The organism is Levilactobacillus mulengensis, assembly GCF_003946045.1.
GTDB classification, from domain to species: Bacteria; Bacillota; Bacilli; order Lactobacillales; family Lactobacillaceae; genus Levilactobacillus; species Levilactobacillus mulengensis.
Map to the genome: position 1 here is coordinate 75,664 of NZ_RHNW01000008.1, position 12,420 is coordinate 88,083.

At 50.0% G+C, this 12,420-nt stretch carries 8 protein-coding genes and 1 pseudogene; 2 read left to right on the top strand and 7 right to left on the bottom strand.

Translation table 11 applies throughout. The features are described from left to right. Positions 1-52 precede the first annotated feature (52 nt). Positions 53-1,426, bottom strand: a complete 1,374-nt coding sequence (locus EKM84_RS08800; protein ID WP_125765396.1) for a sugar porter family MFS transporter — start codon at positions 1,424-1,426, stop codon at positions 53-55. Between the two features lie 405 nt (positions 1,427-1,831). On the opposite strand from EKM84_RS08800, the gene EKM84_RS08805 reads away from it, so the two are divergent. Beyond that, the gene (locus EKM84_RS08805; RefSeq protein ID WP_125765397.1) at positions 1,832-2,113 is read left to right on the top strand and encodes a hypothetical protein; all 282 of its coding nucleotides are present in this window, start codon (positions 1,832-1,834) and stop codon (positions 2,111-2,113) included. Positions 2,114-2,245: 132 nt separating this feature from the next. On the opposite strand, the gene xylB is transcribed toward EKM84_RS08805, so the two are convergent. Beyond that, on the bottom strand, positions 2,246-3,754 hold the full coding sequence (gene xylB, locus EKM84_RS08810; RefSeq protein ID WP_125765398.1) for a xylulokinase: 1,509 nt from the start codon (positions 3,752-3,754) through the stop codon (positions 2,246-2,248). A 468-nt stretch (positions 3,755-4,222) separates the two neighbouring features. Next, positions 4,223-5,572, bottom strand: a complete 1,350-nt coding sequence (xylA, locus tag EKM84_RS08815) for a xylose isomerase (RefSeq protein ID WP_125765399.1) — start codon at positions 5,570-5,572, stop codon at positions 4,223-4,225. Positions 5,573-6,084: 512 nt separating this feature from the next. Between xylA and EKM84_RS08820 the strand changes: the two genes are divergently transcribed. Beyond that, the gene (locus EKM84_RS08820) at positions 6,085-8,391 is read left to right on the top strand and encodes a MucBP domain-containing protein (RefSeq protein WP_125765400.1); all 2,307 of its coding nucleotides are present in this window, start codon (positions 6,085-6,087) and stop codon (positions 8,389-8,391) included. Positions 8,392-8,442: 51 nt separating this feature from the next. Here the strand turns inward: EKM84_RS08820 and EKM84_RS08825 are convergent, their stop codons facing one another. From EKM84_RS08825 to EKM84_RS08840, 4 genes and pseudogenes are all read right to left on the bottom strand, one after another. After that, entirely contained in the window at positions 8,443-9,636 is a 1,194-nt protein-coding gene (locus tag EKM84_RS08825; protein ID WP_125765401.1) for an ROK family protein, read from the bottom strand. A 288-nt stretch (positions 9,637-9,924) separates the two neighbouring features. Continuing rightward, complete coding sequence (gene arsC / locus EKM84_RS08830) at positions 9,925-10,341, bottom strand: arsenate reductase (thioredoxin) (RefSeq protein WP_125765402.1); 417 nt, start codon at positions 10,339-10,341, stop codon at positions 9,925-9,927. Positions 10,342-10,443: 102 nt separating this feature from the next. Further along, positions 10,444-10,923 (bottom strand): annotated as a pseudogene (locus tag EKM84_RS08835) (Panacea domain-containing protein). A 159-nt stretch (positions 10,924-11,082) separates the two neighbouring features. Next, positions 11,083-12,396 (bottom strand): replication-associated recombination protein A, encoded by a 1,314-nt coding sequence (locus EKM84_RS08840; protein WP_125765403.1) that lies wholly within the window; start codon positions 12,394-12,396, stop codon positions 11,083-11,085. Positions 12,397-12,420 lie beyond the last annotated feature (24 nt).

Here is a 12,420-nt window from a genome sequence, read left to right on the forward strand (position 1 = left end):
GCGAGCAACCATCTTTAGATTTCAAACGCCTACAGTCACGTGGCTGTTTAGATTATTTAACCGTACTTAGGTCACTAGCCGTCTCGCCAGCCTTGGCCCGCAGTGTTGCTTCAATGTCTTCCAGCGAACGGTTCCGCGTTTCAAAGACTTTCTTCTGGACAAACCAGATGGAAGCGAAGCACAATACGCCGTAACCGATGAACAGGCTCCCCGTCCCAAAGAAGTTCAGGAGGGCTGGGAACGTCAGGGAAACGACCATGTTAGCCGTCCAATTGATCACACTGGCAAAGGAGTTTCCGAGTCCCCGGATGTTGAGTGGGAAAACTTCCCCAATCATGACCCACATCACGGGACCCCAGGTTGCGGAGAAGAAGGCGATGTAGATGGTCAGGGCAATCACAGAAATAATGGCTGCGGCTTGTGAGCCACCGGAGAACTTCATCCCGATGCTCATGACGAACAGGGAGATTCCCATCCCAACGGCCCCGATGTTTAACATCTTTTTCCGGTCGATCTTATCCATGATAGCGACCGCAATCGCCGTGACAATCACGTTGAAGACCCCAATCCCGATGTGGGCCAGTAAGGCTGCGTTCACGCCGAAACCAACGTCGGTAAAAATAGTTGGGGCGTAGTACAACACCGTGTTACAGCCCATGACCTGTTGGAAGATAGCCAGGCCCAGCCCGATGATCAGCGATGGCCGGACCATCTTCCCAAACAATTCGGACCAGCCGCCATTTTTCATTTGGGCCTGTTCTTGAATCTGGTTCAGTTCCGCGTCAACTGCGGCCGTATCATGTTTGTTCATAGTATCCAAGACGGCCCGGGCTTGATCCGCGTGGCCAGTCTTCACCAGGAACCGAGGACTCTCGGGCAGAATCAATCCTCCCAAGAACAGCAAGGCAGCGGGAATTGCCGCGAAGCCCAACATCCACCGCCAGCCGGTTGGCACACCTGCCCAGGCGTAATTGGTGATGTAGGCCAACAGAATCCCAGTCATGACCATCAACTGGAACAGACTGGAGACCGTTCCCCGTTTGTCAGCGGGAGATAGTTCGGCCAAATACGTGGGAATCAACGCCGAAGCAGCCCCCACGGCCATCCCGAGAATGATTCGGGAAATGATCAGCGTCCAGAATTCTGGCGCTAACCCGGAGCCAATCGCCCCGACGAAAAAGATAATAGCTGATAACAATAACAGTTTGCGCCGCCCGTAGCGGTCAGAGGATGGCCCAATGATGGCGGCCCCCAGGATTGCGCCCAAGAGTACGGCACTCACGACCCAGCCCTGTTGCCAGGAACCTAGGTGCATCTGCTTTTGAATGAATAGGATTGCGCCAGAGATTACCCCGGTATCGTAACCAAAGAGTAAGCCGCCCAACGCGCCAAAGAAATAAACAAATCCGGTCGAAACTTTTCGCATAGATTTCGCTCCTTATGTGGCTTTGCGCCATAAATTCTCAAAAAAGTGACAACGTATGTGGAAGTATAGCTGAACATGTAAGTTGGTTTTGCTGTTGGTTGGTCGGATAAACCAACCTCAGAAAGTAGAATACCATCTTTTAACTGATTTCGAAAGCGTTTTCTTTTAAAATTATGAATCTTCACTTATTTGACGAGTTTCTGAAAGCCATCGGCCACTCGCTAATGCCAGGCTTAACCCCTGTTTTAGCGGTTTACGAATTTCTCAAAAATATCAGCCGAAAAATTTTCGTAAAATTGGTCTAACCAAGTTAAGCTTGTCTGCCTGCTCCCCACTAGTTACCTTCACCTTCTGAGAGCAGTCTGCTACACTAAAGGTATGGGGAAATTTTAGGAGGAGATTCACATGAAAACGACAACACCTTTACTGGTCCTTTTCGATCTATGGTGCCTTTTAGCCATTGCGCAATTGCCACTCATCTACAACATGGGCGGCTTTTACAAGCCAATCGTCAACTACCTAATCATTCTAGCAATCACCTACTTTGCCTTTCACGGCTTTATCGCTGACAACCGGGGCGTGAATCGCATGCATACCGTGGCTTGGGCGTTACGTTGGCTCGCACTGGGCTTAACCTTGCTTGCCTTCGCCACCACCGTCATTAGCTATTCACTACACTTAATTTAATTGACACAGCGGGCTCGGAATCTTATTCCGGGTCTTTTTCTATCCCACGACAAATGCCCGAACCGGCATCATTGTCAGTTCGGGTATTGTCTCTATTAAGCAGAGTGTTGCCAGTCGCCACTGACCAGCAGGCTACAGTTCAGCCTTCCGGTACGCCAGTAACTGCGCACTGATGCTCTTGGTCTGTTGATAAACTTGCTTGTAAATAGCATGCATTTTGGCATACTTCTTGACGTTCTCAGGGTTTGGTTCGTAGGTCTTGCCGAAGTGCACGAAGGTTTCGGCACAGTCTTGGAGCGAGTCAAACCAGCCCAGACCGGTGGCCGCAATCATCGCCGCCCCCATCCCGGGTCCCTGTTCGTTGGTCAGGCTGACCACTTTACGGTTAAAGATGTCGGCCTGAATCTGCAGCCAGAGTGGGCTCTTGGCTCCACCACCAATGGACACGACCGTATCGAAGTCACCGCCATTTTCCTCATAGATATCAAAGAGATCTCTAAAGGAGTAGCTGATGCCTTCCAGCACGGCACGAACAAAGTCGTAGCGTTGATGCGTCCCGTCGACACCGGTGAAGCTCCCCCGGATATCAGCGTCAGCGTATGGCGCCCGTTCGCCCACGATGTACGGCGTGTACAGCAGGCCATTGGCTCCAACCGTTGACTTGGCAGCACTCGACACGAATGCCGTAAAGTCTTCGGCTGGCGCAAAGGTCTTCTTAAACCAGCTCAGCGAATAGCCGGCGGCCAGGGTCACGCCCATCGAATAGTACTTGTCAGGAATGGCATGGTCCTCAAACTGCAGGACGCCATGATAGTTCACGTCGGCATTGTCTTCGTATTTCAGCACAACGCCGGAGGTCCCAATACTGGAGAGCACCATGTTCGGGTGTAAAATCCCCGCACCCACAGCCCCGGCGGCGTTGTCGGCGGCCCCACCAAAGACCTTGGTGGCAGTCGTCAATCCAGAGAATTCGGCGTAAGCGGCCGTGACCGTTCCCGCAAAGTCCACTGACTTAATCAATGGTGGGCACATGCTCATCGGGATGTCGAAGGTGTCACAGATTTTTTTACTCCACTCGCCCTTGGCAACGTCGAGTAAGACGGTCCCGGTAGCGTCGGAGTAATCCATGGCAAGGTTGCCGGTCATCCGGTAACGCACGTAGTCTTTTGGCAGCACAAAGTACTTGGCCTTGGCCCAGATGTCGGGTTCATTTTCCTTGACCCACAACAGCTTAGTCAGCGTAAAGCCTTCCAGCGGTTGGTTCCGGGTGATATCCACAAACTCGTCGCCCAATTTGGCTTCGATCTCTTCACGTTGTGGCGTGCTCCGGGTATCGTTCCAGAGAATGGCCGGACGCAGAACCTTTTTGTTTTCGTCCAGCAAAACTAGCCCGTGCATTTGACCGGAGTAGCTCAGGCCTTCGATGTCTTCAGCGGCCAAGTGGTCGTTTAAAATTAAGCGCACGATGGCCACGGTTGTCCCAGAAACCCAGTCTTCCGGATTTTGTTCGTTGTAGCCGGGTTGCTTCTGAATCAAATCGTAATCAAAACTTTCTTGGGCAACGATCTGCCCGCTATGGTCGAGGGCGGAAACCTTGACGGCACTGGTGCCGAGGTCCACGCCGAGTACGTACTTCCCCATGGGTTATGCCTCCTAGATGGCTTTTTCATTTGGTTTCGTTCTTGAATTGTGTGAAACACCTCGTTGGCAGCGCCTCCGGGGCAGTGAAAATGAGACCGGAACGCTGTGGGCGAACGTCTGGAGCCATAGAGCGGTCTCCAGACTTATTTTGAGCCTCTAAAAACGAGTCTCAAAACTATCAATTCTCTAACCAGCAAAGACCGCTGCTAAGAGAATTCCCACGGCTAGGCTCATTTTCACCACCCCTGCGGCTAACGAGTGTTTAACCCAACCAAACTAATCGCATTTCACTTATTTTTGTCACATAACTGGTTGTTAGCTGGCGTTTACGCTAGCTAGCCTCATTTTACCGGATTGCGCTTCTCAATAACACTTGCCCACTTCACACAATCCAGCCACGAAAATTGGCGGACGAACACACCGTTCGTCCGCCAATTTAATGTCAGTTATTTCGTATTCAACTGAAGATTACTTGCTAAGGGTTTCAACGATGTAATGGTTGATCGTATCCTTAACTTCTTCAAGGTGATCTGAGTGCGTAGCAGCAATCAATTCTGATTGTGGCTTGTCGATAGCGTACTTTTCAAGGGACTTGAAGTCAGCCTTGCCGCTTTCGATGTCAGCACCGACACCAGATTCGTATGAGCTGTAACGGTCAGCCTTCAAGTTGTCCAAGAAGCCGTCTTCCTTCATAGCAGCAGCAACACGCAGGCCGGCAGCGAAACTGTCCATCCCAACGATGTGGCCTAAGAAGAGGTCTTCTGGGGCAAATGATGAACGACGAGGCTTAGCATCGAAGTTCAACCCACCACGAGGTCCGATGCTGCCGTTTTCAACAACTTCGTACATTGCGGCAGTGGTTTCGTACAAGTTAGATGGGTATTCATCGATATCCCAGCCAATCAGCTTGTCGCCTTGGTTGGCATCCAATGAACCGAGCATGCCGGCTTCACGAGCAACGCGAATTTCGTGTTGGTAAGTGTGACCAGCCAAGTTGGCATGGTTACCTTCAAGGTTCAGCTTGAAGTCTTTCTCCAAGTCGTATTCCTTCATGAAGGCAATCGTGGTAGCGGCATCAAAGTCGTATTGGTGCGTCGTTGGTTCCTTAGGCTTTGGTTCGAGCAGCATTTGAGCATCGAAGCCAATTTCGTTAGCGTAGTCCTTAGCCATGTGGAATAACTTAGCAGCATGTTCTTGTTCTTGCTTCATGTTGGTGTTCCAGAGTGATTCGTAACCTTCACGGCCGCCCCAGAAGACATAGTTTTCAGAACCGACACGCTTACCAATTTCCAAACTGTGCTTCAATTGGGCAGCACTGTAAGCAAAGATATCAGCGTATGGAGAAGTCCCAGCACCTTCGACGAAACGAGGGTTGGAGAACATGTTTGAGGTGTTCCAGAGAACCTTCATGCCAGAAGTCTTTTGGTATTCAACGATCTTGTCAACAACCTTGTCCAGGTTAGCGTTAGTTTGACGTAACGTGTCGCCTTCAGGAGCTAAGTCCCGGTCATGGAAGCAAAGGTAGTCAACGCCTAATTTGTTGTAGAATTCAAATGCAGCGTCAACTTTAGCCAAAGCTAAGTCCATTGGGTCGGTGTACTTGTCGTAAGGACGTTGTGCAGTCCCGTCACCGAATGGGTCGACTAAACGTTGATCAAAGGTGTGCCAGTAAGCTACGGCAAACCGTAACCAGTCTTTCATCTTTTTACCAGCAATAACTTCTTCTGGATTGTAGTATTGGAAACCTAAACCTGATTTTTTATCTTGATGGCCGACGTATTGAATCTTGTCGACGCCTTTCCAGTATTCTTCAGTCATAATTTTATAATACCCTCCTAGTTAGTTCGTTGCGACAACCAACTTACAAATCCTAGTATACAATCTTTTCTGGTTATTGCAAGCGTTTTCTTGAAGAAAGTTGAAAAACTTTTTGGGCGGGCGTATTGGGGTGATTTTCGAAAGCTGCTTGGTGAATCGTCGAATCTGACTGACACTCGCAGGTTAGTTTCCTTTCGTTTGTTGATTTAGCCAACCAAAGCAAAGCGTGTGGTTAGTTAATTCGGCTAAGATATAGGCATAAGGTCTTAAAAGGGTATGTCCTTCCACGGGTGATAAATACGATTACACCAGCTTATAATCGCTAAAGAGGTTGACGGTATTTTCATATAATAACTATGTTTAACTTTTATTAGTATATAGTAGATTTTATTTCAACTACTCGCTATACTGGTGATGAATGGTGTGGGTTAACAACTGATAAATATAGGCAGCCATTCCCCACCATCATTGACCTTAGCAACAATTACACAGACATTAGGGGAGGAATTGTCATGCTAGATACTAATAATCATTCAATTCATTATAAAATGTACAAGAGTGGCAAGTCGTGGGTCTTCGCCGGCCTTATTTCGGCTGGCCTACTGTTGAGTTTTGGTGGCGAAACGGCCTTCGCCGATACACCTTCAGATTCAGATTCTACCGCAACACAGACGGAACAAGTTAGTCCGGAAAAGCCAGTCGTACAACCCGACCAAACCACTCTGTCAAAATCCAGCACGGATTCTGACCCAGCCCCAGCTCAGGACCCTGAAGACAATAATCCGACTGAACCTGAGAACAGTCAGCCAGATAACGCCCCTGCACCTAGTGATGACCCTGATAAAAACATCACCCCACAAGATAATGAAGAAACGAATCCTTCAAACTTACATAAGAACAACTACAGCACTTCCGGCGGCACCACTGATTCACTTAATAAAACGCCAGGAGGTTCAGATGTTCCGCCGATTAAGCAAACCGCTCCCGAACGGCCGCAACCACGGTTAGCTATGGCACCAGGTGCACCAACTCCCGTTCCAGCAGCGGCTCCGGTTGCCGTAACCGCACCCATTGCTGAAGACGATGAGTCGATTGATGTTTGGATGCCGAATAAGACTTTGCAGGCTTTAGTTGCCAACCAACTGCATAAATCTGTTGATAGTTTAACTAAAGATGACATGGCCAGCCTCACCACCTTAGCCGCCACGCATAAACAATATAGCCCAAACGTTTTTGTTAATGCTACCGATTCTTTCGATCTTACAGGATTAGAACTGGCAACCAATTTAACCTACTTGGACCTCTCATTTGACCCAACCGTTGATTTTTCTAGCTTTCCAAATAAGCCCCGATCACATTGGGGCGATGTCACTTCTCTCGAAAAGCTATCTGGCTTAACCAATCTGCAAACACTGATTCTTGCCCACAATCGAATCACAGATATTTCACCCCTTGGGAACTTAAAAAACTTGAAGGTCCTAGATTTATCGGACAACTTAATTTCAGATTTCTCTATGCTAGACGCCTCACAATTTACTAGTTTGTCCATTGATAAGCAGCTCGTCACTCCGGATACTGTTCATTTTATTGATCCAAAAAATCCAACTCTCACGCTATCTCAATTGATGAAGCTACCTCAAAACTTTAATGGCCAATATAAACAACCTTTCGATCAGGATGATAGATATGCCCGATACACACGATTAGTGTCAGAAACTGCCACCTCCGAAAATACCTTAACTGGCAATATGCTCTTCTACCGATCTGGAACAAAACTTGAAGACTACAAAGTACTTGACGATACTGGCACCGTGCAATTTACAAATATCCACCTGCAAAATGAAGATTATATCATCAATTACAGTGATTGGACTGACATTTTTGAATATCCAGGTGTCACCCCCATTCAGCACCCTTACCAGTATTATTTACGGGCCAATCTTCAAGTTTCCTATACCCCAACTGGGAGTACTAATAAAAAGAATGTCTACTTCACCGTCTTCATTCCCTACGCCAACCCCGAAAAAGCAGCCAACCTCACCGTCCACTACGTTGACATGGCCAGCAACAAGCCCATTCAAGCCGATAAGATCATCACGGATAAACTAACCAGCGACACCTACGACTTGACCGCCGAACAAACCAGCGTTAAAGGCTACACCTTCGACCACGCGGATGGCGCGTTGACTGGTAACTTTACCGCCGACCCACTGACGGTGACCTTGTACTTCACCAAGGATCCGACGAAGCCCGTCACACCCGTCACCCCGCCAGTCGTCACGCCAACCACGCAGACGACCGTAACCGCCCACTACGTTGACCAGAACGGCAAGACCGTTCACGCCGACCAAGTTCTGACCGGCCACGCTGGTGATAGCTACAGTACGACGGCCTTTACGATTCCGGGTTACGACCTCACGACGACGCCTGAAAATGCCAGCGGCACGTTTGGCGACACCGATACTACCGTGACCTACGTTTACCGCGACCAAACTTCTGGGAACGGCGTTGAAGTCAACATTGACCCCGCCGACCCCGCGCAGCCAGCTAAGGAAGAACCGACAACCGGCGACCAGGCCGCAACCATTCACCATCCTGGGAGCGAAGCCACTAACCAAAAAGGTGGCGCGGCCGTTCGAGTTCCGGCAACGACTTTAACTAACCAGAAGCTGACAACTCCGGTTAAGTCAGTTGCCGCAAGCTCAGCTAGCAAAACGACGCTTCCTCAAACCAACGAACACCGCGTCACCCCACTGCTAGGCATTGTCCTTCTACTGGGAACGTTCCTGGGATTTGGCTTGAAACGCAAACAGCATTAAGCGCAACCACAAAAAAACTTGTCCACCATTAACTGGGGACAAGTTTTTTATTTACGCTGTTTCATCGGCACTCGGCCGTTCAAAGTTTAATTCATAGTGATCCAAGCCTAAGACGCGGTGGGTGATCAGGGAACACCCGCCCAAAACCGTGGCTAAACGGGCATTTTGCGTCAAGTTAATCGGCACATCATTTTTCGCCAACCGTTGGTAAACGCCCCGAATCTGCGTCAATAAATCAGGAATTTCTTCCACCAAAGGTGAGTTCAGGAAGAACGCATCGGGATCGAGCGACCGCATCAGGTTGTAGATCAACCCGCCAATCGCCGTGGTAAACTGCGTCAACACCGCAATCGTATCCATGTCGTGCTTTTCGTACAGCGCGACGACCCCGGCCCGGTCTAAACTGGCCAAGCCCTTCTTATCCTCGATTTCCTGGATAATGGCGTCTTCGGAACTGATATCTTCGGCGTGGACGGGATGCGGGTTACCCGCGCCATCCTGGGCAATGCTGACCACGGTTTGACCGATTTCACCGGCATCGCCGTGCTCGCCCCGGAAGAGGTCGCGTTTCAAAATAATGCCGGCCCCAATCCCGCGGTGAATGCTGACGGTGACGGTACTGTTGAGGTCCCGGGCACCGTTGAAGTCGCGTTCGTAAACGGCAGCCAAGTTAGCTTCGTTTTCCAAGACGACGGGCACCTGGTAGGCAGTCGTGAAGACCTGTTCCAGATCAACGTCCGCCATCTCAATAAATGGTGAAGTCTGGATCTGGTTGTCCATCACGATTCCGTGGATGGAGAAGCAGATGCCCAGTAGGCCGTGGCTCGTGGTGCTTTCTTGGTCCCGGTCGTCCAGGTACTGCTTGATTTGCTCCAGCATTTCGTGGATGGACTGACCCTGCGTTTCGATCCGGTCGTACTTCCAGACGTGACCGTCCAGGAACGTGACCAGCGCATGTAAGTGGCGGTATCCCAGGTCAAACGTGACCGTGTACCCGTAATCCCGGTTGATTTCCACCAATGTCGGCTTGCGGCCACCCGCGGTCGAGGCCTCACCCAGGCCCAGCTCTCTCAAGTAACCGGCGGCCATCAGGGTGTTGTACAGTGATGAAATCGTGGACTTGTTTAGGCTTAACTGGTGAGAAATCTCGATCCGCGAGGTGGGATGGTTATTAAAAATTTGCTGCAGGACAAAACTTAAATTTTGGTCGTGCAGTTGATTCCGATTCATGCTTCGTTGCACCATTTCGTCCCCTCCTCTTGGGTCAGTAAACATCATCACGTTGGGCCACTGAGAAAACCAACTAACCGTGTTTGCCACAAATCCTGGATTGACCAGTTTTGCAAGCGGTAACAATCACGTCATCATGGTTTAGTGAACCAACTAACTTCAGTATCACCTACTCATCCTCAAAATTCAACCGTTTTTCAAAATTTTCTAACTACTCGTGGGAAAAATACCCGTTTCTTTGTTAACTGGCCAAAAGAAGCCGCCAACAGCAGGCTGTCGGCGGCTTCGGTTCACTTTCTTAAATTAAGACAGTTCTTGAATCAATGCGGACACGCGATTCTTGATCTCATCGCGAACCTGGCGGAAGACGACCAATTGGGCGGCCTCATCCCCGGTCGCTTGCGCGGGATCACGCAACGGCCAGTGGCGGCGTTCCACGGTCGGCGGCGTCATTGGACATTTGTCACGGGCATCCCCACACAGCGTGACTACCACGTCACTGCTGTTCAGGTAGGCGGTATCGATCAGCTTCGACGTATGCTGCGAAATGTCGATGCCGATTTCAGCCATGACCTTCACGGCTAACGGATTGAGCCCGTGCGTTTCGACCCCGGCGCTGGCAATCGTCCAATCAGCGGGTGCTAACGTTTGGGCAAACCCTTCCGCCATTTGGCTCCGGCAGCTGTTTCCGGTACAGAGAAAATAGAGTTGTTGGGACATGGTGACCCCTCCTTGGCAGATTATTTTCTCCAGTATAATCGAAAGCTTGGCGGTTTACGACTATTAATTAATCGTCATCCCCACAAATCCTGCGGTAACAATTTAAGATGCGCAAAATCGACTTGATTGGGGTGTCAGATAGAAATCAAAGATCGTCCGGTCACTGAGTTCTCGGCTACTGGCCTCCAGTGGCGACAAATCCTGCCGTGCTTCTTGCCAGGGAAGTTCCTGATGTGTCATACTTTCAAGTTCATTCGCCGTATAGTGGCCATAAACCTCCCAAACCTGATGTAAAATATCCGTTATATCTGATACGAATTCCGGAGCCTAGGTGGCCTGCGGAATATCACTAAATCCATACTGATTGTATTGACGATAGATTTGCTTCAAAACAGGCCCATGAACCCAAGCTTCAAATCGCACATCAAATAGCCGATTGTTTAAATGGTTGGCGTCTTCATTGGTTAATGTCAGGACCCACACATAAGCATAGTACATTAATTTTTGTAATTTCTTAGGTGACATTGACGACTGTGCTAAAAACCAAGTTGCCACCTGTTGAACCGAATAATTCGTAGTCATTATGACGCCTCCCCTTAAGTGTTGTCCAATGATACCACATCTCACAGCTAATCAACATCACTAACACTGAATCTCTTACAAATCCCGTTGTACCACCGCTTTCACCACTAAAAAAGACCGACTAAGGCGTGTTCCTATCCCTAGTCGGTCCTCAATTTTCTATTGATGTTCTCGATGCCACTGCTTAATGTAGGCCAGCCGTTGTTTAAAGCGACCCTCGCGGCCTTGCTCGGTGGGCTCGTAGTACACGTGGCCCTGCAGGTCGTCCGGCATCGTCTGCATGTTGGTCAGCTTGGCTTCCGTATCGTGGGCATACTGATAGTCCTTGCCGTAATCCAAATCCTTCATTAACTTAGTCGGCGCGTTACGAATCTGGAGGGGCACTGGCTCGTCGCGAGTTTCCTTGACGTCCTTCTTCGCGGCTTGCCGGGCCTTGTAAATGGCGTTGGACTTGGGCGCCAGCGACAGGTAGGTCACGGCCTCGGTCAGGTGGACGTCACACTCCGGCATCCCCAAAAACTGGCAGGCTTGAAAAACGTTGATGGTCACGTTGAGCGCGTTGGTATCGGCCAAACCAATATCTTCGCTGGCAAACCGTACCAGTCGGCGAGCGATGTACAACGGGTCCTCGCCACCCTCCAACATTCGCGACAACCAGTAGATGGCCGCGTCCACGTCGGAGTTACGCATCGACTTGTGCAGCGCGGAAATAATATTGTAGTGTTCCTCGCCGGTCTTGTCGTAGAGCACAAACTTCTGGCTGATCAGCTGTTTCAGATCGTCCATGGTCACGGTGATCTGGTCGCCCTGCTTGTCGCCGTTCAACACCGCCATCTCTAGCGTATTTAAGGCATTCCGTGCATCCCCGTTGGCAAACTCCGCGATGGCCCGCAGCTCATCCGGCCCAATCTTGACGTGTGATTTGAACCCATCGGGATTCTGCAGGGCATTGGTCAGTAATTGCGTAATATCATTGGTTTCCAACGCCTTGAGCACGAAGACCTTACACCGCGACAACAGGGCTGAGTTCACTTCAAATGAAGGATTTTCGGTCGTGGCCCCAATCAGGATGATGCTTCCCCGCTCTACGTAAGGCAGAAATGCATCCTGTTGGGCCTTGTTAAACCGGTGGATTTCGTCAACGAAGACGATGGTCTCCTCACCAATTTCACGGTCACTTTCGGCCTGGTGCATGATTTTTTTAATCTTACTAATGCTACTGTCGACGGCACTGAAGCTCAGAAATTTGGCCTTGGTCTGACGGGCAATAATTTCAGCCAGCGTGGTCTTGCCCACACCCGGCGGCCCCCAGAAAATCATCGACGAGACCTGGTCATTTTCAATCAGTTCCCGCAGAATCTTCCCGGTGCCCAGCAGATGCGTCTGACCGACAAACTGGTCCAACGTCCGCGGCCGTACCCGACTGGCCAATGGCGACTTCTGTTGGCTGGCAAATAACGACTCTTGTTCCACGTGAAACACCACCCTTTTAGGTCC